This window comes from Streptomyces sp. CAI-85 (genome assembly GCF_013363615.1).
Classification (GTDB): domain Bacteria; phylum Actinomycetota; class Actinomycetes; order Streptomycetales; family Streptomycetaceae; genus Streptomyces; species Streptomyces antibioticus_B.
Map to the genome: position 1 here is coordinate 302,832 of NZ_JAANNX010000003.1, position 19,383 is coordinate 322,214.

Genomic DNA, 19,383 nt, shown 5'->3' on the forward strand with positions numbered 1-19,383 from the left:
GTCGTCGTGCGGATTCTGCTCGTCGCCAGTGCGTTCAACAGCCTCACCCAGCGCGTCCACGCCGAACTGCGCGACCGCGGTCATGCCGTGGCCGTGGAACTCGCCCTGGCGGAAGGGGCGTTGACGCAGGCCGTGCGCCGGCACGATCCGCAGCTCGTCATCGCGCCGATGCTGCGTACGGCGATCCCCGAGGAGGTCTGGTCGGCGTACACCTGTCTGATCGTGCACCCGGGGCCGCCCGGCGACCGGGGCCCGTCCTCGCTGGACCGGGCGATCCACGACGGGGCCGAGGAGTGGGGCGTCACCGTGCTCCAGGCCGACGCGGAGATGGACGCCGGGGACGTCTGGGCGGCCATGCCCTGCCGGGTGCCCCCGGTGGCCAAGAGCGACCTGTACCGCGGGGAGATCGCCGACGCCGCGCTCGCCGCCGTCCTGGTCGCGGTGGCGCGCTTCGCCGACGGCGGTTACACGCCCCGGCCGCAGGACGGCACGACCGTGCGGGCGCGGCCGTATCTCGACCAGAGCATGCGACGGATCGACTGGGCCGCCGATCCCACCGCGACCGTCCTGCGCAAGCTGCGGGCGGCCGATTCGCAGCCAGGTGTGCTGGACGAGCTGCTCGGCGGGGAGTGGTATCTGCACGGCGGCCACCCCGAGGGCGTGCTGCGCGGGCGTCCGGGCGAGCTGCTGGCCACCCGGGCCGGGGCGGTCTGCCGGGCGACCGCGGACGGCGCGGTGTGGATCCCCGAGGTGCGCGCCCGGCGGCTGCCCGGCGGTCCGCCCACCTTCAAGCTGCCCGCCGTGCTCGCCCTCGGCGACCTGCTGCCCCCGCTGCCCGAGCACGCCCCGCCCGCCCTGCCCGACGACAGTGACCCCTCCTGGGCGGACATCCGCTACCGGGAGGACGGCGCCGTCGGCCGGCTCTCCTGGTCCTTCCCCGGCGGCGCCATGAGCACCGACCGCTGCCGCCGTCTGCTCGCCGCCTACCGGGAGGCGTGCGCCCGCCCCACCTCGGTGCTGCTGCTCGGCGGCGAGCGGGACTTCTTCTCCAACGGCATCCACCTCAACGTCATCGAGGCCGCCCCCGACCCCGCCGCCGAGTCCCGGGCGAACATCGAGGCCATCGACGACCTGGTCGAGGCCGTCCTGACCACCACGGACCGGCTGGTCGTCGCGGCCGTCGCGGGCAACGCCGCCGCCGGCGGGGTGATGCTCGCCCTCGCCGCCGACGAGGTGTGGTGCCGGGCCGGAGCCGTACTGAACCCGCACTACCGGCTGATGGGCCTCCACGGCTCCGAGTACTGGACCCACACCCTGCCCCGCAGGGTCGGCCCGGCGGCGGCCGAGCGGCTGATGGACCGGGCGCTGCCGGTGAGCGCGGCCGGCGCGCTGCGCCTGGGACTCGTCGACCGGGTCCTGGACTGCGCGCCCGGAGCGTTCGCCGCCGAGACCGGCGCCCTGGCGGCCCACCTGGCGCCCCGGCCGGCGACGGCGGCCCGGATCACCGCGAAGAAGACCGAACACCAGCGCCGCGAGGCAGAGACCCCGCTGGCCGCCGTCCGCGAGGCCGAGCTGACCCGGATGCGCGCCACCTTCGACGACCCGGCCGCCCCGTACCACACCCTCCGTCACGCCTTCGTCACCAAGAGGCGCCCCGACGCGACCCCGCCGCATCTCGCCCGTTTCGTCTCCCCGGCGTCTCAAACCTCCCCGAACCCCTCCGGCGGCAGATTCACCGGAACGGCCCCCCATGGCGTCCCGTCGCGCCCCCACGGCTGATACCAAGAACGTCGAGGGTCGAAATGCCGGATACCGGCAAAACCAAGGCTTTCATCCCAAACCTCCCCAGGAGGCGGTCCCCATGACTGAGGCGAAGGCGAAGACGGTGGGCGCTGACGACGCCACGGGCACGCCCGCCGAAGAGAGCCCCACGATCCACATCCTCTGGATCAACGCGGGGCTGAGCTGCGACGGCGACTCGGTCGCGCTGACGGCGGCCATGCAGCCCAGCATCGAGGAGATCGTCCTCGGCGTGCTGCCGGGCCTGCCCAAGATCGCCGTGCACTGGCCGCTGATCGACTTCGAATGCGGCCCGATCGGCGGCGCGGACACGTTCATCGAGTGGTTCTTCAAGGGGGAGCGCGGCGAGATCGACCCGTTCGTGCTGGTCGTCGAGGGGTCCATCCCCAACGAGGCGATCAAGCCCGAGGGTTACTGGTGCGGCTTCGGCGACAACCCGGAGACCGGCCAGCCCATCACCACCAGCGAGTGGATCGACCGGCTCGCGCCGAAGGCCCTGGCCGTCGTCGCCATCGGCACCTGTGCCACGTACGGCGGCATCCACGCGATGGCGGGCAACCCGACCGGCGCGATGGGCGTGCCGGACTACCTCGGCTGGGACTGGAAGTCCAAGGCGGGCATCCCGATCGTGTGCGTGCCCGGCTGTCCGATCCAGCCGGACAACTTCTCCGAGACGCTCACCTACCTGCTCTACCAGGCCGCCGGCGCGGCGCCGATGATCCCGCTGGACGACAAGCTCCGCCCGACCTGGCTGTTCGGGGCGACCGTCCACGAGGGCTGCGACCGGGCCGGCTACTACGAGCAGGGCGAGTTCGCGACGACGTACGACTCGCCCAAGTGCCTGGTGAAGATCGGCTGTTGGGGTCCCGTCGTCAAGTGCAACGTGCCCAAACGCGGCTGGATGAGCGGCATCGGCGGCTGTCCGAACGTCGGCGGCATCTGCATCGCCTGCACCATGCCCGGCTTCCCCGACAAGTTCATGCCGTTCATGGACGAGCCCCCCGGTGCCAAGGTCTCCAGCACGGCCAGCGGCGCGTACGGCGCCGTCATCCGCAGGCTGCGCACCATCACGGCGCGGACCGTGGACAAGGAGCCCAAGTGGCGCCGTACCGGCGACAAGATCACCACCGGCTACCAGCCGCCCTGGTGACGGCCCGTCGCCCCTGATCCGCACCCCCACCCGCAGGTTCCGCGCAACCACACGCACCCGCACCCCCACCCGCAACGAAGGGCACGGCACAGACGATGGCAGCGAGCACGAAGGCGGCCGGCGACGGCAGCGGCCTGGTGGAGATGGCCTGGGACCCGATCACCCGGATCGTGGGCTCCCTGGGCATCCACACGAAGATCGACTTCAAGCAGAAGCGGGTCGCGGAGTGCTACAGCACCTCGTCCGTCTTCCGCGGCTACAGCGTCTTCATGCGCGGCAAGGACCCTCGCGACGCCCACTTCATCACCAGCCGCATCTGCGGGATCTGCGGCGACAACCACGCCACGTGCTCGGTGTACGCGCAGAACATGGCGTACGGAGTGAAGCCCCCGCACCTCGGGGAATGGATCATCAACCTCGGCGAGTCCGCGGAGTACATGTTCGACCACAACATCTTCCAGGAGAACCTGGTCGGGGTCGACTACTGCGAGAAGATGGTCAAGGAGACCAACCCCGGTGTGCTCGAACTCGCCGAGCGCACCGAGGCCCCGCACGCCGCCGAGCACGGCTACCGCACCATCGCCGACATCATGCGCTCGCTCAACCCCCTGGAGGGCGAGTTCTACCGCGAGGCCCTCCAGGTCAGCCGGTACACGCGCGAGATGTTCTGTCTCATGGAGGGCCGCCATGTGCACCCCTCCACGCTCTATCCGGGCGGCGTCGGCACCATCGCCTCCGTCCAGCTCTTCACCGACTACATGAGCCGCCTGATGCGGTACGTGGAGTTCATGAAGCGGGTCGTCCCCCTCCACGACGACCTGTTCGACTTCTTCTACGAGGCCCTGCCCGGGTACGAGGAGGTCGGCCGCCGACGCGTCCTGCTCGGCTGCTGGGGCGCGCTCAACGACCCCGAGTACTGCGACTTCACGTACGCCAACATGACGGACTGGGGCCGGCGGATGTTCGTCACCCCCGGCGTCGTCGTCGACGGCAAGCTCGTCACCAACGACCTCACCGAGATCAACCTCGGCATCCGCATCCTGCTCGGCAGCTCCTACTACGAGGACTGGCAGGGCCAGGAGCAGTTCGTCACCCAGGACCCGCTCGGCAACCCGGTGGACCCGCGCCACCCGTGGAACCAGCACACCATCCCCGCCCCGCAGAAGCGGAACTTCGACGACAAGTACAGCTGGGTCATGTCGCCCCGCTGGTTCGACGGCAAGGAGCACCTCGCCCTCGACACCGGCGGCGGCCCCATCGCCCGCCTGTGGTCCACCGCCCTGTCCGGGCTCGTCGACATCGGCTACGTCAAGGCCACAGGGCACAGCGTCGTCATCAACCTGCCGCGCACCCTGACCAAGCCGGAGACCACCTTCGAGTGGAAGATCCCGAAGTGGTCCAACGCGCTGGAACGCAACCGCGCGCGCACCTACTTCCAGGCGTACGCCGCCGCCGTCGCCCTGCACTTCGCGGAGAAGGGCCTCGAAGAGGTCCGCGCCGGACGCACCCAGACCTGGGAGAAGTTCGAGGTCCCCGACGAGAGCATCGGCTGCGGCTTCACCGAGGCCGTTCGCGGCGTCCTCTCCCACCACATGGTCATCCGCGACGGCAAGATCGCCAACTACCACCCGTACCCGCCGACCCCGTGGAACGCCAGCGTCCGCGACTCCTACGGCACCCCCGGCCCCTACGAGGACGCCGTGCAGAACACCCCGATCTTCGAGGAGAACACCCCGGAGAACTTCAAGGGCATCGACATCATGCGGGCCGTCCGCAGCTTCGACCCCTGTCTGCCCTGCGGCGTCCACATGTACGTCGGCGGCGGCAAGACGGTGAAGACGATGCATGTGCCCACCGGACTGAGCGGACTCGGCGGATGAGCGCGCCCACCGCGTCCGCCACGTCCGCCGCCTCCACCGCGCCTGCCGGGTCCGCCGCGTCCGCCACCGCCCCGCGACCGGTGGACGCCGAGCAGACCGGGCGGCGGATCGAGGAGATCCTCGACCGGCTGGCCACGAGCGGCGACCCCGCCGCCGCGGCCGCCGCCGAGGAACTCGTCCGCTCCCTCATGGACTTCTACGGCGCCGGCCTCGCCCGCGTCCTCCACCTGCTGGCCGACGCCCCCGGCGACCCCGCCGCCCGGCTGCTCGGCGACGACCTCGTGGCCAGCCTGCTCGTCCTGCACGATCTGCACCCCGAGGACCGCGACACCCGGATCGTCCGGGCCGTCGCCGGACTGCGCGAACACGATCTGGAGGTCGTGACCTTCGACGAGGAGAGCGGCACCCTGCGGCTGCGCTCCCGGGCGAGCGGCGGCTGCGGCTGCGGCTCCGGCACGGCCGCCCAGGAGGCCGCGCGGGCCGCCGTAGCCTGCCACGCGCCCGAGGTCAGGGACGTCGTCATGGAACAGGCCCCCGCGCTGCTCCAGATCGGATCCGCCCCCGAACCGACGAGCACCCGGTGAACGCGTCCACCGCCGGCCTGCGCAGATTCCTCGGCGAGCGCCCGCCCCGGCCCGAGCGGTGCGAACTGTGCGCGGCGGTGGTCCCCGAGGACCACCGCCACCTCGTCGACACCGAACAGCGCAGCCTGGCCTGCGCCTGCACCCCCTGCGCGCTGCTCATGGAGACACCGGGCGCCGCCGCGGGCCGCTACCGCGCGGTCCCCGACCGTCGGCTCACCGACCCCGGCCACCGCATCGACGACCAGGCGTGGGAGGCCCTCCAGATCCCCGTCGGCGTCGCCTTCTTCTTCCGCAACGCCGCGCTCGACCGGCTCGTCGCCCTCTACCCGAGCCCGGCCGGAGCCACCGAGAGCGAACTCGATCCGGCCACCTGGAACGAGGTCCTCGGCCGCACCCGCCTCGCCGACCTCCTCCAACCCGACGTGGAGGCCCTCCTGTTGCGCCGCACGGACGGTGTCATCGAGTGCCATCTCGTCCCGATCGACCTCTGCTACGCGCTCGTCGGCCGGATGCGGCTGCTGTGGCAGGGCTTCGACGGCGGCGCCGAGGCCCGCGCCGCCCTGGACGCCTTCTTCACGGACGTACGACGGCAGGCCCGCCCGGTGCCCGCCGCACAGGCGGTGGGACCGTGACCGAGTTCTCCTTCGCCTGCACCGGCGTCCGCGCGGACCGGTACGCGGCCGGACCCACCCTCGTCTTCCGGCTGCGGATCACCGCGACCGGCGACACCCCCGTGCACGCCCTCGCCCTGCGCTGCCAGCTCCGGATCGAACCCGCCCGGCGCGGCTACGACAGCACCGAGGCCGGCTCCCTCACCGACCTGTTCGGCGAACGCGCCCGCTGGGGCACCACCCTCCACCCCGTGCAGTTCGCCCAAGTCCCCCTGATGGTCTCCTCGTTCACCGGCGAGACCGAAGCGGACCTCGTCGTCCCCTGCACCTACGACATGGACATCGCCGCGACCCGCTACCTCGACGCCCTCACCGACGGCGAGGTCCCGCTGCTGATGCTGTTCTCCGGTACGGCGTTCACCGGCCCCGCCGGCTTCCGGGTCGAGCCGGTCCCCTGGGACCGGGAGGCCGTCTACCGCATGCCGGTCGGCGTCTGGCGGGAGATGGTGGAGCAGCACTTCCCCGGCTGCGGCTGGATCAGGCTCCCGCGCGACACCATGGACGCCCTCCTCGCCTACCGCTCCCGGCACGCGCTGCCCTCCTGGCAGGCCACCGTCGAGGCACTGCTCGCGCAGACCCCCGAACCTCCGCCCCCGCTCGACCCGTTGCGCGCGCTCACCGCCACGACCGGAAGGAGCGATCCGTGACCGTGACCGCCTTCGCCCCGCGGACCGAGGAACGGTTCGCCCTCGCCCGGCAGGTCGCCGACGCCGTCCTCTTCGAGGGCTATGTGCTCTACCCCTACCGGGCCTCGGCCGCCAAGAACCGGCTGCGCTGGCAGTTCGGCGTCCTCGTGCCGCCGGCCTGGGGCGCCGACTGCGAGGAACACGACTTCCAGCACACCGAATGCCTGATGGAACCGAAGGACGGCGCGACCCTCTCCGTCGAGGTCCGCTTCCTGCACGCCCGGCGGCGCACCGTGCAACGCGCCCTGCCCGACGGCGACTTCGAGACCGTCCCCGAACTCCACCGGGACGACCGGGTGCTGGTGCCCTGGGACGAAGGCGGCGAGGAACGCGTCGAGGTGGTCGCACCGGTCGCCGAACTCCTCGGCGACGGCGTCACGTTGCTCTTCCGGCGCCCCGCCCGCGAAGACACCGAACCCGTCCTGGATGCGGCGGGCCGGACCGTCGGCCGACTGGTCAGACGGTGCGCGGAGATCACCGGGCGGGTACGGCTGTCCGCCCGCGAACTCGACGGCCCCTACCGGGTGTTGCGCCTGACCGCCGTCATCGAGAACACCACCCCCTGGACACCCCCGGCCGGCCACACCGCCGACCGGGACGCGGCCCTCCCGCACTCCCTGGTCGCCACCCACCTCCTCATGGCCCTCGACTCCGGATCCTTCCTGTCGATGACCGATCCGCCCGAGTGGGCCAGGGGCGCGGTCGCCGCCTGCCGCAATCTGCACACCTGGCCCGTCCTCGCCGGCGAACCCGGCCGCGCGGACCTCGTGCTGTCCTCCCCGATCATCCTGGAGGACCATCCGGCGATCGCCCCGGAGAGCCCCGGCGCGCTCTACGACGCCACCGAGATCGACGAGATCCTCGCGCTGCGCACCGCCGCCCTCACCGACGAGGAGAAACGCGAGGCCCGCGGCACCGACGCCCGGGCGGCCGCGGTCATCGACCTCGCGGACTCGATGCCGGCGGAGGTGCTGGAACGGCTGCACGGGGCCGTGCGTGGGCTGCGGGAGATCACGGGCGAGGCGGGCGGCGCGCCGGACGGCCCCGCCGCCTCCGCGTTCTCCGACGCCGTCGGCTTCGCCGGCTTTCCCGACGAACACGGGGTGCAGCGCCCCGACACCCCCTGGTGGGACCCGGCGAGCGACGCGGGCTTCGACCCGGAGCGGGACCGGATCGTCGTGGACGGCCGCTCCCTGGGCCGGGGCAGCCGGGTCGAACTGCGCCCCGGGCTGCGGCACACCGACGCCCAGGACCTGTTCCTCCAGGGCCGCGCCGCCGTCGTCGAGGCGGTGCTGCACGACGTCGACGGCGCCGTGCACCTCGCGGTGACCGTCGAGGGCGACCCGGGCGCCGACATCCGTCGCGAACAGGGCCGTTACCTGTACTTCCAGCCGGACGAAATCGTCCCCCTGGACCCCGCGGACGCCCTGGACCCCCCGGAGGACGGGCTGTGAAGCGCACCCTGGTCGCCGGCATCGGCAACATCTTCCTCGGCGACGACGGCTTCGGCGTGGAGACCGCACGCCGGCTGACCGGACGCCCCCTGCCGACCCATGTCGAGGTGGCGGACATCGGCGTCCGCGGCGTCCACCTCGCCTACCAGCTCCTGGACGGCTACGACACCCTCGTCCTGGTCGACGCCACGGCCCGCGGCGAGGCCCCCGGCACCCTCTACACCATCGAGTACGACGGCCCCGGCGCCGGAAGCGGCGGCGTCCCGGCGATCGACGGTCACCGGATGACCCCCGACACGGTCCTCGCGCTGCTGGACACCCTGTGCGCCGGCACCGACGGACGGCCGCCCCGGCGCGTCCTGATCGTCGGCTGCGAACCGGCCTCGATCGAGGAGGGGATCGGACTCAGCGCGCCGGTCGAAGTCGCCGTACCGAGGGCCGTGGAGCTGATCGAGGAGCTGCTGCGCGACGACGCGGCCGCTCCCGGTGCACACGACACAGAGGACACCACCCTGAGCAGCCTGAGCAGCCTGAGGAGAGCGCAATGAAGAGAGCCATCGCCGGCGGTGCCGCCGCCCTCGTCGTGGCCGCCGTGGTCGTCGAGCTGTTCCCCGACGTCCGGCGCTATCTGCGGATCCGCCGTATGTGAACCGGCCGCCGCGCCGGGTACGCCGTTCGCCGCGTCCTTGCGGCGAACGGCGTACCCGTGCCCCCGGCGACGGCGTGCCTGGCCGGGCCGCCCGGCCCCCTCGCCTCTAATGAAGCCCGGCCCGGGCCTGTGACGCCTCGGCCCCGGCAGGACGGGAGAGCACCGATGCACGAGATGTCCGTGGCGCTCGCCGTCATCGACCAGGTCGAGACGGCCGCCGCCGAGGCGGGCGACGTCACGGCGGTGCGCACGGTACGGCTCCAGGTCGGCGAACTGGCCGGCGTCGTCCCCGACTCCCTCTCCTTCTGCTTCGAACTGGCCTGCGCCGGAACCCTGCTGGAAGGCGCCGAACTCGTCACCGAGTCCGTCCCGGGGCGGGCCCGCTGCACACCCTGCGCGCACGACTGGGCCGTCGGCATGCCACCGAGCCTGATCTGTCCCGCGTGCGGCGGGACCGGCGTCGAACTGCTCTCCGGCCGGGAACTGCGGATCGCCGGCGTGCGGTGGGAGGACGGCGGCCCCGCGCCGGTGTCCGACCGCGAACCGATCTCCGAGGAGTGCTGAACACCATGTGCCGTGCCGTCGATCTCCAGCAGGCCGTCCTCGCGAAGAACGACGCGAGCGCCAAGACCCTGCGCAGCCGCCTCACCGAGCGGGGCACCACCGTCGTCAACCTGCTCTCCAGCCCCGGCAGCGGCAAGACCGCGCTGCTGGAACGCGAACTGCTGCTGGCCCGTGAACGGTCCGTGCCCGTGGCCGCGTTGACCGCCGACCTCGCCACCGAGAACGACGCCACCCGCCTGGCGCGCTCGGGCGTCCCGGTCAAACAGGTGCTCACCGACGGACTGTGCCATCTGGAGGCCGGGATGCTCGCCGGACATCTGGTGGGCTGGCTGCCCGACGACACCCGGGTGCTCTTCGTGGAGAACGTCGGCAATCTGGTCTGCCCCGCCTCCTACGACCTGGGGGAGACCCTGCGGGTCGTGCTCGCCTCCGTGACCGAGGGCGAGGACAAGCCGCTCAAGTACCCCACCGCCTTCGGGCTCGCGCAGTTGGTCCTGGTCACCAAGACCGACATCGCCGACGCCGTCGAATTCGACGAGGCCGCCTTCCGTGCCAACGTGGAGCGGGTCAACCCCGGGGTGGAGGTGGTGCTGACCTCGGCCCGCGACGGGCGGGGGGTGGGTGCGCTGCTCGACCGGACGCTGGCGGCGGCGGGGGGCGCGACTCCGCATGTGCCGGTCATGGCCCGGCGGTCGGAGGGCCTTCATGACCACGCGCACCCGCACGACCATCCCCATCCGGGCGCGGGCTCGGGCTCGGGGACCGGCCTGAGCGAGGGCGTCGGGGCGGACGGCCACGGCCCGCTGGCCGCCCCCCGGCCGTGAGCGCTGCGCCGCCCCCGCCGGACGTCGTCGCCGACGCCCCGGCCCTGCGCCGGCGGATCGTCGTCCGGGGCGTGGTGCAGGGCGTCGGCTTCCGCCCGTATCTGTACGGCCTCGCCACCGAACTCGCGCTCGTCGGCCATGTGACCAACACCCCGGAGGGCGTCGTCGCCGAGGTGGAGGGCGCGGCCGGTGCCGTGACCCGGTTCTGCGACCGGATCGCCGTCCAGGCGCCGCCGCTGGCCCGGGTGGAGTCCGTCCACCACGAGGAGGTGCCCGCCACCGGCGGCGACGCCTTCACGATCCTCGCCTCCCGTACCGAGGGCCCGGCCCGCACCCTGGTCTCGCCGGACACCGCCACCTGCGCCGACTGCCTCGCCGAACTCGCCGACCCGACGGACCGGCGGTACCGCCATCCCTTCGTCAACTGCACGCACTGCGGGCCGCGGTTCACGATCGTCACCGGTCTGCCCTACGACCGGGCGCACACCACCATGGCCGGCTTCCCGATGTGCGCCGACTGCGCCCGCGAGTACGCCGATCCGGCCGACCGCCGCTTCCACGCCCAGCCCGTCGCCTGCCCGCACTGCGGACCGCGGTTGCGGCTGGTGGGGGCGGACGGCGGTGAGACGAGTGGCGATGCCGTTGCGCATGCTCGTGCCCTGCTCGCCCGCGGCGCGATCCTCGCCGTCAAGGGACTCGGCGGCTACCACCTGGCCTGTGACGCCGCGAACGGCGCCGCCGTCGGCCTGCTGCGCCGCCGCAAGGCGCGGGGCGACAAGCCGTTCGCCGTGATGGCCAGGAGCGTGGACGACATCCACGGCCTCGTGCGGACGGGACCCGAGGAGCGGCGCCTGCTGGAGGACGCGGCCAGGCCGATCGTGCTGCTGCGGCGCAGGCCCGGCGCTGCGGCGGGCGGCGCGTACGCCGAGGCCGTCGCGCCCGGCAGCCCCGACCTCGGCGTCATGCTGCCGTACACCCCGCTGCACCACCTCCTGCTCGGCCTGCCCGGCGATCCCGAGGGGCCCCGGCTGCTCGTCATGACCAGCGGGAACGTCTCGGGCGAGCCGATCGTCACCGACGACACCGAGGCGCTGGAGCGGCTCGCGCACCTGGCCGACGCCTGGCTCACCCACGACCGTGCGATCCATGTCCCCTGCGACGACTCCGTGGTGCGCGTCTGCGACGGGGAGCCGCTGGTGCTGCGCCGGTCGCGCGGCTACGCGCCGCTGCCGCTCACCCTGCCCCTCCCGGTCGGCCCGGCGCTCGCCGTCGGCGGGGACCTGAAGAACGCGTTCTGTCTCGGCGCGGGCGACCGGGCCTGGCTGTCGGCGCACATCGGCGACATGGACGACCTCGGCACCCAGCGGGCGTTCGCCCACGCGGTGGGGCAGTTGGAGTCCATCACGGGCGTACGGCCGGAGCGCCTGGCCGCCGACCGGCATCCCGGATACCGCTCCGCCCGGTGGGCCGACCGGAACGCGGCCGGCCGGCCCGTCGTCCGCGTCCAGCACCATCACGCCCATGTCGCCGCCGCGATGGCCGAACACGGGCTGGACGGCTCCCGGCCGGTGATCGGCGTCGCCTTCGACGGCACCGGGCACGGCGACGACGGCGCGGTCTGGGGCGGGGAGTTCCTGCTCGCGGACTACGACGGCTTCACCCGCTTCGCGGCGCTGGCCGACGTGCCGTTGCCCGGCGGCGACGCCGCGGTGCGCAGGCCGTACCGGATGGCGCTGTCCCATCTGCGCGCGGCCGGCCTCGCCCGCTCCGCCGACCTGCCCTGCACGGCGGCCTGCCCCGCCGACGAACTCCGGTTGCTGGAACAGCAGTTGGAGCGGAACCTGAACTGTGTGCCCACCTCCAGCATGGGGCGGCTCTTCGACGCCGTGTCCTCGCTCGCGGGCGTCTGCCACCGCTCGGGCTACGAGGCCCAGGCCGCCGTCGAGTTGGAGGGCGCGGCGCTGCGGGCGCCGACGGGGGACACCGTCGCGTACACGTTCGCGCTGCGCCCGGGGCGGGACACGGTGCGGGCCGATCCGGCACCCGTGCTCGCGGCGATCGTGGACGATCTGCGGGCGGGCGCCGGGCCGGAGCTGGTCGCGGCGCGTTTCCACCGGGCCGTGGCCGGCCTGGTGCACCGGATCTGCGGACGGGCGCGGGAGCGGCACGGTCTGGACACGGTCGCCCTGACGGGCGGGGTGTTCGCCAACACGCTGCTCTCCTCGGCCTGTTCCGCCGCCCTGCGCGCGGACGGCTTCACGGTCCTGCGGCACCACCGGGTGCCGCCCGGCGACGGGGGCCTGGCGCTGGGCCAGTTGATGGTGGCCTCCCGGGCGCGGACCACGGACTGAGTCAGACCCGACGACCCCCAGAGCGAGGAGAGGACCATGTGTCTGGCGGTACCCGGCAGAGTGCTGGACATCGAGGAACGTGACGGCACCCGGATGGCCAACGTCGACTTCGGCGGAGTGGTCAAGGAGGTGTGCCTGGAGTATCTGCCCGACCTCCAGGTGGGCGAGTACGCCATCGTCCACGTCGGATTCGCCCTCCAGCGCCTGGACGAGGAGTCGGCGCTGAAGACGCTCGAACTCTTCGCCGAACTCGGCATGCTCCAGGAGGAGTTCGGCGACGCCTGGGAGATGGCGGCGGCGGAGAAGGCGGGCGTGGCGGACGGGGACGGCGTGGAAGAGGTGCACCAACCGTGAAGTACATCGACGAGTTCCAGAACCCGGAGCTGGCGCGCCGGCTCCTCGACGACATCCACGCCACGGTGACCCGGCCCTGGGCCCTGATGGAGGTCTGCGGCGGGCAGACGCACAGCATCATCCGCCACGGTATCGACCAACTGCTCCCGGAACAGGTGGAGTTGATCCACGGTCCGGGCTGTCCGGTCTGTGTGACCCCGCTGGAGGTCATCGACAAGGCCCTGGAGATCGCCTCCCGGCCCGAGGTGATCTTCTGCTCCTTCGGCGACATGCTGCGGGTGCCGGGCACCGGCCGGGACCTGTTCCAGGTGCGCGGCGAGGGCGGTGACGTACGGGTCGTGTACTCGCCGCTCGACGCGCTGCGGATCGCACGGCAGAACCCCGACCGCGAGGTGGTGTTCTTCGGCATCGGCTTCGAAACCACCGCGCCGCCCAATGCCATGACGGTCCATCAGGCCCGCAGTCAGGGCATCCGCAACTTCAGCATGCTGGTCTCCCACGTCCGGGTCCCCCCGGCCATCGAGGCGATCATGGCGTCGCCGGACTGCCGGGTGCAGGGGTTCCTCGCCGCCGGGCACGTGTGCAGCGTGATGGGTACGCGGGAGTACCCGGAACTGGCGGAGCGTTTCCGGGTGCCGATCGTGGTGACCGGGTTCGAGCCGCTGGACATCCTCGAAGGCGTCCGCCGGACCGTCCGCCAGCTCGAACGCGGTGAGCACACCGTCGACAACGCCTACGCCCGTGCCGTACGGCCCGAGGGCAACCCGGCCGCCCGGGCCATGCTGGAGGACGTCTTCGAGGTCACCGACCGGGCCTGGCGCGGGATCGGGGTGATCCCCGCGAGCGGCTGGCGGCTGTCGCCCAAGTACCGCGACCACGACGCCGAACACCGCTTCTCGGTCGAGGGCATCCGGACCGTGGAACCGGCCGAGTGCCGCAGCGGCGAGGTCCTCCAGGGGCTGCTGAAACCGCACGAGTGCGAGGCGTTCGGCACGCTGTGCACCCCGCGTACGCCGCTGGGGGCGACGATGGTCTCCAGCGAGGGCGCGTGCGCGGCGTACTACCTCTACCGGCGTCTCGAACTGCCCACGACGGCTGCCGCTGTCGCCGGCCGGGAGGTGACCCCCGTTGTCTGAGGTGACCGAACACCTGGTGACGCCGATCGTCCCCGAGGGCTGGACCTGCCCCGCCCCGCTGCGCGACCGGCCCCGGGTCGTCATGGGGCACGGCGGGGGCGGCGCGCTCTCCGCCGAACTGGTCCAGCAGATCTTCGCCCCCGCCTACGGCGGCGAGGCGCTCGCGCAGATGGGCGACGCGGCCGCCGTCACCCTGGGCGGTGCGCGGCTCGCCTTCTCCACCGACTCCTATGTGGTGCGGCCGCTGTTCTTCCCCGGCGGCAGCATCGGTGACCTGGCGGTCAACGGCACCGTCAACGACCTCGCCATGCGCGGGGCCCGCGCCGCCTATCTCTCCTGCGGGTTCATCCTGGAGGAGGGCGTCGAGCTGGACGTGGTGAGCCGGGTGGCCGAGGCGCTCGGCGCCGCCGCGCGCACCGCCGGGGTGGAGGTGGCCACCGGTGACACCAAGGTGGTGGAGTCCGGGCACGGCGACGGCATCTACCTCAACACGGCGGGAATCGGCCTCGTCCCGACGGGCGTGGACCTGCGTCCCGAACGCGTGGTGCCCGGGGACGTCGTGATCGTCAGCGGGGCCGTCGGGGTCCACGGCGTGGCGATCATGAGCGTCCGGGAGGGCCTGGAGTTCGGCGTGGAGATCGAGAGCGACTGCGCGGCGCTCGGCTCGCTGGTCGAGGCGATGCTCGCCGTCACGCCGGACCTGCATGTGCTGCGCGACCCCACCCGGGGCGGGCTCGCGGCCGCGCTGAACGAGATCGCGCAGGCGGCCGGCACGGGCGTCGTCCTCCAGGAACGCGCCGTCCCGGTCCCGGCGGCCGTCGCCAACGCCTGCGCCATCCTCGGCCTCGACCCCCTGTACGTGGCGAACGAGGGCAAGCTGGTCGCCTTCGTACCGCGCGAACACGCGGACGCCGTCCTCGCCGCGATGCGCGCCCATCCGCTGGGCCGGGAGGCGGCGGTGATCGGCGAGGCGGTGGACACGCACCCCGGCATGGTGGTGGCACGGACGGGACTGGGCGGCACGAGGGTGGTGGACCTGCCGATCGGCGAGCAGCTCCCACGGATCTGCTGACCGGACGAGGTGCGGGCCGCCGTCAGGCGCGGGTCCAGCCCGGCAGGGTCGGGAGCACCTTCTCGGCGACGCGGAGGAGGGCCGCGTCGTCGGGAGGGACGTCGTCCTGGCGCCAGATGGCGATCTCGTACGAGCCGCCGCCGTCCTTGGCATCCGGGGCGACGAGCAGGGAGCGGGCGATCCCGCCGGGACCGGTCTCGGCGTCGCCGCCCCCTAGATCGACCTTGAAGGCGATGGTGCGGTTCGAGTACAGCACCGCCGGATGCCCGAGGAACGTCCTGGACTCCGCGCCCTCGCCCAGCAGGTCCTCCGACCCCTCGACCGGCAGACCGTCGTAGGTCGCCGTGATCTTCACGGAGTACGTGTCGAGCGTGACGGTCGCCTCGGGGATCGCGATCTTGCTGCCGGCGGCCAGTTCGAAGGAGAAGTCGTGCCCGTCGGCGGTCTCGGTGTGCTCCTGGGGCGTACCGAGCAGCGCCGGCAGGTCGGCCCGGTTCAGCGCGGTGCACAGCCGGTCACCGGAGACCACGCCGGGGACCCGCAGCTCCGGGGGCGGCGGCCCGGTGGTCGAGGTGGAACAGGTGGCCGGCCGCTCGTCCTCGGCGGCGCCCTGCGGCAAGGCCCCGGCGAGCGCCCACATCAGCCCCGCGACCCCACCCACCAGAACCACCGCGGCGACCACCTGGGCCCCCGCACGCATCCCCTTCTCGGGCTCGACGACCTCGTCGACCATGTACTTTCCCCCGCCGTACGCTGTGCGCCGTGTGACGCGCGGGGAGCTTATCCGTTGATCGTTTGAAGTGGAACCGGTTTCATGATCTCAGCGGGCGCTCACGGAACGTGTGGGTTGCCTGGTCTCCGCGGGGGCCGTGGACGACAGTGGGCTGCTCGATGCCGTGATCGGGCATGAGCAGTTCCGGGACGACGTTCGAGGCGGATCTGCGGCGGGAGGTGTTCTCCCGCCTGGCCGCGGCCGATGGCGTCTACTACCTCGGTGAACTCGGTGACGAGGCGATTCATGACTGGGGACGTGTGCACGACGAGTTCCACGAGTTCGTGATCATCGACCGCGCCGGCGAGCAGCTCACCCTTGTCGTGGCTGCCGACGACTGAGGCTCCGGCTGGGCGTCAGCCCAGGTGCGCGGTGCGCAGTACCTCGGTGAGTGGGGTCGCCGGGTGGTCCGTGAGGTGGGGGATCGCGTTCGTCACCTGGGACAGTTCGCCCGAGGCGATGGCCGTGTACGTCGACACCCAGGCGTCGAGCTGCCAGCGGGGGGCGTTGTAAGGGGCGCGGGAGGTGTAGGCCTCCTCGATCGTCTCCGGGTGGTAGGTGATCGTCCGGCCGAGGGCCGCGGACAGGGTGGCCGCCGCTTCCTCCAGGGTCAGGGACTCGGGGCCCGTCAGGTCGTACACGGCACCGGCGTGGTCGTCCGGGCGGGTCAGGACCGTCACCGCGGCGTCGGCGATGTCGTCCTGGGCGACGAAGGCGGCGCGGCCCTGTCCGGCCGGGCCGCGGATGACACCGTCCTCGCCGACGAAGTACGGGACGAAGTCGGCGTACAGGTTGTCCCGCAGGAACGTGTACGCCGGCCCCCGCGCCCGGATGTGCTCCTCGGTGTGGAAGTGGTCCCGGGCCAGGGTGAACGTGGCGTCCGGAGCGGCCCCGCAGAAGGAGACGTACACCAGGTGCCGTACGCCGGCCTCCGCGGCGGCGTCCACGAAGGTCCGGTGGACGGCCAGCCGGTCCGCGCTCTCGGAGGCCGACACCATCAGCACGGTCTCCGCGCCGGTCAGAGCGCGTACGACGGCCTCCCGGTCCCCGAAGTCCGCCGCGGCCACCGTCGCGCCCGGCAGCTCCGGCGCCCGCCCGGGGCTGCGCACCAGCAGCCGCTGCGGCACACCCCGCTCCGCCAGACGGCGCGCGACGCGTCCGCCCAGTCGTCCCGTGGCACCCGTGACGACCAGGGCCGGTGCGGGCGATGCGGTGGTCATGGCGGACCTCTTTTCGGAGGGGACTGGTTCCGCTCATTGAACCCGGCGCGGCCGCGGACCGGCGTCAGGCTTGCCCGGCGGGGGCGGCGGGCGCACGCTGGTCCTGTGGGTATGGGTGACGGCCCGACGCTGATCACCTCCGTACAGCGGGCGTTCCGCCTGTTGGAGGCGGTGAGCGCGCACGAGAACGGCGCACCGGCGAAACAGTTGGCGCGGGAGACCGGCCTGCCCCTGGCCACCGCCTACCACCTGCTGCGCACCCTTGTACACGACGGCTACCTGCGGAAACTCGACGACGGCGGCTTCGTGCTCGGCGACCGCCTCCAGACCCTGCACACCTCGGGCCGCGGCCAGGCGCTGCTGAGCCGGGTCCGCCCCACCCTCGCCGCGCTGCGCGACGAGCTCGGGACCGCCGCCTACCTCACCTTCTACGAGGAGGGCGAGATCCGGGTCGCCGAGATCGTCGACGGCCCCCGCACACCCCGCGTCGACCTCTGGGTCGGCTTCGAGGACGCCGGACACGCCACGGCCCTCGGCAAGTGCGTACTCCGGGAACTGGACGACGAGGCCCGCAAGGACTACCTCTCCCGCCACCACCTGGCCGACCTCACCCCCCGGACCATCACCAGCACCCTCACACTCCTGCGCCAGCTCGACTCCTCGCCCGTCGCCCCGGCCGTAACCGACCTGGAGGAGTACACCCTCGGCACGGTCTGCGTCGCGGTCCCCGTCTACAGCGGCCAGATCCTCGGCTCGCTCGGCGTCTCCCTGCCCGCGGACCGGCTCTCCCGGATCGAGGAGGTCAGGGCCCGGCTGCTCCCGACCGCGGACCGGGTCACGAGGAGCCTGTCGCTCACTATCTGAAAAGCGGCTCCTTGTGGCACCCCGGGTCGAACCCGTTTCCTAAATGAAACGGACATTTCAGGTGCTGCACCGGCGCACACGGCTGACATGTCCCCCCGACGTACGGTGAGGACTGCGGACGAAGCATGACTTTGGCCCGAGACCATGGCGGCGACCACTGGCCGATGCGGCTGTTCCGGTGCAGGGCGGCGGGTCCCTGCCTGCCCGTGCTGATCGTTCTCGTGGTCGTGCTCCTCGACCTCGCCGGCGGTGCCGGGATGATCTGGCTGCCCATGCTCGCGGCCGGCCCCGCGCTCGCCGCGACCACCAACAGCCCGCGCGGCGTCCTCAGCGTCGGCCTCCTCGCCGCCGGGCTCGGCGCCGCCCTCGGCATCGGCGGCCAGGTCCCCGGCCGTGAGCTGACCGCCGTCCTCGCCGCGCTGGCGGCCGTCACCCTGGCCAGCGGCCTGGCGAGCGCGCTGCGCGGACGCCGGGAACGCGTGCTCGACGCCGTCCGCTCGGTCGCCGAGGCCGCCCAGCACGCCCTGCTCAAGCCGGTCCCGGCGACCGTCGGCCCCTTCCAGGTCGCCGTGCGCTACAACGCCGCCGCCGCGGAGGCCCGGATCGGCGGCGACCTCTACGCCCTGATACCCACCCCGTACGGCGTACGGCTGATCGTCGGCGACGTCCGCGGCAAAGGACTGCCGGCCGTCGGGACCGCCGCCCTCGTCCTGGGCGTCTTCCGCGAGGCCGCCTACGACGAGCCCGACCTGCTCGCCGTCGTCGACCGGATCGAACGGAGCCTGGCCCGCAACCTCGGCGGCGACGACTTCGTCACGGCGGTGGTGGCCGGATACCCGGGGAAGGGTCTGCTGGAAGTGGTGAACTGCGGCCACGCACCGCCCCTGCTGGTCCGGGCCGACGGCGAGGTCGTCGCCGTCGAGCCCACGCACCCGTCGCCGCCGCTCGGACTGCGCGCCCTGCACGACCAGACGCCCAGCCTCCAGGTACTGCCCTTCGCCGACGCCGACCAACTGCTCCTCTACACGGACGGCGTCACCGAGGCCCGCGACCGGCACCGCGCGTTCTATCCCCTCGCCGACGGCCTGACCCGCCACATCTGCGACGAGCCGGCCCGCACACTGGACGCCGTGCAACACGACCTCCTGACCCACGTGGGCGGCCGCCTCCACGACGACGCGGCCCTCTTGCTGCTGCGCAAGCCGGCGGGGGCGGAACCGGGGCCGACGGAGGGTGAGAGCGAAAGCGACGGTGACGGCGAAGGCACGTGTGCCGCCGATTCCCGGCTCACCGGCGCACTGGTGGAGAACCCGGCCCGGTGACCGGAGCTGGCTCTGCCGCGGCACGGCAGG

20 protein-coding genes are annotated in these 19,383 nt (G+C 72.8%); 18 read left to right on the plus strand and 2 right to left on the minus strand.

Annotation, left to right across the window (positions count from 1 at the left end; genetic code table 11):
* The first annotated feature begins 6 nt into the window (after window positions 1–6).
* The 15 genes from G6W55_RS06930 (at window position 7) to hypE (ending at window position 15,175) form a co-directional block, all read left to right on the plus strand.
* Entirely contained in the window at window positions 7–1,779 is a 1,773-nt protein-coding gene (locus G6W55_RS06930; RefSeq protein ID WP_175519892.1) for a hydrogenase maturation protein, read from the plus strand.
* 82 nt (window positions 1,780–1,861) lie between these two features.
* The gene (locus tag G6W55_RS06935) at window positions 1,862–2,950 is read left to right on the plus strand and encodes a hydrogenase expression protein HypE (protein WP_175519893.1); all 1,089 of its coding nucleotides are present in this window, start codon (window positions 1,862–1,864) and stop codon (window positions 2,948–2,950) included.
* Window positions 2,951–3,045: 95 nt separating this feature from the next.
* Window positions 3,046–4,830 (plus strand): nickel-dependent hydrogenase large subunit, encoded by a 1,785-nt coding sequence (locus G6W55_RS06940; RefSeq protein WP_175519894.1) that lies wholly within the window; start codon window positions 3,046–3,048, stop codon window positions 4,828–4,830.
* Window positions 4,827–5,414: a hypothetical protein gene (locus G6W55_RS06945; protein ID WP_254876130.1), complete on the plus strand. Its 588-nt coding sequence runs from the start codon at window positions 4,827–4,829 to the stop codon at window positions 5,412–5,414. The genes G6W55_RS06940 and G6W55_RS06945 overlap by 4 nt, the downstream gene beginning before the upstream one ends.
* Window positions 5,411–6,046 carry a DUF5947 family protein gene (locus G6W55_RS06950; protein ID WP_175519895.1) on the plus strand — a complete coding sequence of 212 codons (636 nt, stop codon included), beginning with the start codon at window positions 5,411–5,413 and terminating at the stop codon, window positions 6,044–6,046. Before G6W55_RS06945 ends, G6W55_RS06950 begins: the two co-directional genes overlap by 4 nt.
* On the plus strand, window positions 6,043–6,732 hold the full coding sequence (locus G6W55_RS06955; RefSeq protein WP_175519896.1) for a DUF6084 family protein: 690 nt from the start codon (window positions 6,043–6,045) through the stop codon (window positions 6,730–6,732). The genes G6W55_RS06950 and G6W55_RS06955 overlap by 4 nt, the downstream gene beginning before the upstream one ends.
* Window positions 6,729–8,225 (plus strand): hypothetical protein, encoded by a 1,497-nt coding sequence (locus tag G6W55_RS06960; RefSeq protein WP_175519897.1) that lies wholly within the window; start codon window positions 6,729–6,731, stop codon window positions 8,223–8,225. Before G6W55_RS06955 ends, G6W55_RS06960 begins: the two co-directional genes overlap by 4 nt.
* On the plus strand, window positions 8,222–8,773 hold the full coding sequence (locus G6W55_RS06965; RefSeq protein ID WP_175519898.1) for a hydrogenase maturation protease: 552 nt from the start codon (window positions 8,222–8,224) through the stop codon (window positions 8,771–8,773). The genes G6W55_RS06960 and G6W55_RS06965 overlap by 4 nt, the downstream gene beginning before the upstream one ends.
* Window positions 8,770–8,874, plus strand: a complete 105-nt coding sequence (locus tag G6W55_RS39520; RefSeq protein WP_375372436.1) for a hypothetical protein — start codon at window positions 8,770–8,772, stop codon at window positions 8,872–8,874. Before G6W55_RS06965 ends, G6W55_RS39520 begins: the two co-directional genes overlap by 4 nt.
* A 165-nt stretch (window positions 8,875–9,039) precedes the next feature.
* The gene (locus G6W55_RS06970) at window positions 9,040–9,438 is read left to right on the plus strand and encodes a hydrogenase maturation nickel metallochaperone HypA (protein WP_175519899.1); all 399 of its coding nucleotides are present in this window, start codon (window positions 9,040–9,042) and stop codon (window positions 9,436–9,438) included.
* A 5-nt stretch (window positions 9,439–9,443) separates the two neighbouring features.
* Window positions 9,444–10,262, plus strand: a complete 819-nt coding sequence (gene hypB, locus G6W55_RS06975; RefSeq protein WP_175519900.1) for a hydrogenase nickel incorporation protein HypB — start codon at window positions 9,444–9,446, stop codon at window positions 10,260–10,262.
* Window positions 10,259–12,613, plus strand: coding sequence for a carbamoyltransferase HypF (gene hypF, locus G6W55_RS06980; protein WP_175519901.1), 2,355 nt, complete (start codon window positions 10,259–10,261; stop codon window positions 12,611–12,613). The genes hypB and hypF overlap by 4 nt, the downstream gene beginning before the upstream one ends.
* A gap of 36 nt (window positions 12,614–12,649) precedes the next feature.
* Entirely contained in the window at window positions 12,650–12,967 is a 318-nt protein-coding gene (locus G6W55_RS06985; protein ID WP_030787144.1) for a HypC/HybG/HupF family hydrogenase formation chaperone, read from the plus strand.
* On the plus strand, window positions 12,964–14,103 hold the full coding sequence (gene hypD, locus G6W55_RS06990) for a hydrogenase formation protein HypD (RefSeq protein ID WP_175519902.1): 1,140 nt from the start codon (window positions 12,964–12,966) through the stop codon (window positions 14,101–14,103). The genes G6W55_RS06985 and hypD overlap by 4 nt, the downstream gene beginning before the upstream one ends.
* Window positions 14,096–15,175 carry a hydrogenase expression/formation protein HypE gene (hypE, locus tag G6W55_RS06995; RefSeq protein WP_303049888.1) on the plus strand — a complete coding sequence of 360 codons (1,080 nt, stop codon included), beginning with the start codon at window positions 14,096–14,098 and terminating at the stop codon, window positions 15,173–15,175. Before hypD ends, hypE begins: the two co-directional genes overlap by 8 nt.
* Before the next feature lie 22 nt (window positions 15,176–15,197).
* Here hypE and G6W55_RS07000 read toward each other — a convergent pair whose 3' ends face one another.
* Complete coding sequence (locus G6W55_RS07000) at window positions 15,198–15,908, minus strand: DUF6215 domain-containing protein (RefSeq protein WP_175519903.1); 711 nt, start codon at window positions 15,906–15,908, stop codon at window positions 15,198–15,200.
* Window positions 15,909–16,081: 173 nt separating this feature from the next.
* Here G6W55_RS07000 and G6W55_RS07005 point away from each other — a divergent pair, with 173 nt between their 5' ends.
* Window positions 16,082–16,288: a hypothetical protein gene (locus G6W55_RS07005; protein WP_254876131.1), complete on the plus strand. Its 207-nt coding sequence runs from the start codon at window positions 16,082–16,084 to the stop codon at window positions 16,286–16,288.
* Window positions 16,289–16,303: 15 nt separating this feature from the next.
* On the opposite strand, the gene G6W55_RS07010 is transcribed toward G6W55_RS07005, so the two are convergent.
* A complete protein-coding gene (locus G6W55_RS07010; RefSeq protein ID WP_175519904.1) occupies window positions 16,304–17,167 on the minus strand; it encodes an SDR family oxidoreductase in 864 nt (287 codons plus the stop codon).
* Window positions 17,168–17,272: 105 nt separating this feature from the next.
* On the opposite strand from G6W55_RS07010, the gene G6W55_RS07015 reads away from it, so the two are divergent.
* Together G6W55_RS07015 and G6W55_RS07020 are read left to right on the plus strand one after the other, a co-directional pair.
* Window positions 17,273–18,031, plus strand: a complete 759-nt coding sequence (locus G6W55_RS07015; RefSeq protein WP_175519905.1) for an IclR family transcriptional regulator — start codon at window positions 17,273–17,275, stop codon at window positions 18,029–18,031.
* 125 nt (window positions 18,032–18,156) lie between these two features.
* The gene (locus G6W55_RS07020; RefSeq protein ID WP_175519906.1) at window positions 18,157–19,353 is read left to right on the plus strand and encodes a PP2C family protein-serine/threonine phosphatase; all 1,197 of its coding nucleotides are present in this window, start codon (window positions 18,157–18,159) and stop codon (window positions 19,351–19,353) included.
* Window positions 19,354–19,383 lie beyond the last annotated feature (30 nt).

What these genes read in the sequence shown, in the direction of transcription:
- G6W55_RS06935 (WP_175519893.1), top strand. Translation starts at nt 1,862, where the DNA reads ATGACTGAGGCGAAGGCGAAGACGGTGGGCGCTGACGACGCCACGGGC.
- G6W55_RS06940 (WP_175519894.1), top strand. Translation starts at nt 3,046, where the DNA reads ATGGCAGCGAGCACGAAGGCGGCCGGCGACGGCAGCGGCCTGGTGGAG.
- G6W55_RS06945 (WP_254876130.1), top strand. Translation starts at nt 4,827, where the DNA reads ATGAGCGCGCCCACCGCGTCCGCCACGTCCGCCGCCTCCACCGCGCCT.
- G6W55_RS39520 (WP_375372436.1), top strand. Translation starts at nt 8,770, where the DNA reads ATGAAGAGAGCCATCGCCGGCGGTGCCGCCGCCCTCGTCGTGGCCGCC.
- G6W55_RS06970 (WP_175519899.1), top strand. Translation starts at nt 9,040, where the DNA reads ATGCACGAGATGTCCGTGGCGCTCGCCGTCATCGACCAGGTCGAGACG.
- hypB (WP_175519900.1), top strand. Translation starts at nt 9,444, where the DNA reads ATGTGCCGTGCCGTCGATCTCCAGCAGGCCGTCCTCGCGAAGAACGAC.
- G6W55_RS06985 (WP_030787144.1), top strand. Translation starts at nt 12,650, where the DNA reads ATGTGTCTGGCGGTACCCGGCAGAGTGCTGGACATCGAGGAACGTGAC.
- G6W55_RS07000 (WP_175519903.1), bottom strand. Translation starts at nt 15,908, where the DNA reads ATGGTCGACGAGGTCGTCGAGCCCGAGAAGGGGATGCGTGCGGGGGCC.
- G6W55_RS07005 (WP_254876131.1), top strand. Translation starts at nt 16,082, where the DNA reads ATGAGCAGTTCCGGGACGACGTTCGAGGCGGATCTGCGGCGGGAGGTG.
- G6W55_RS07010 (WP_175519904.1), bottom strand. Translation starts at nt 17,167, where the DNA reads ATGACCACCGCATCGCCCGCACCGGCCCTGGTCGTCACGGGTGCCACG.
- G6W55_RS07020 (WP_175519906.1), top strand. Translation starts at nt 18,157, where the DNA reads ATGACTTTGGCCCGAGACCATGGCGGCGACCACTGGCCGATGCGGCTG.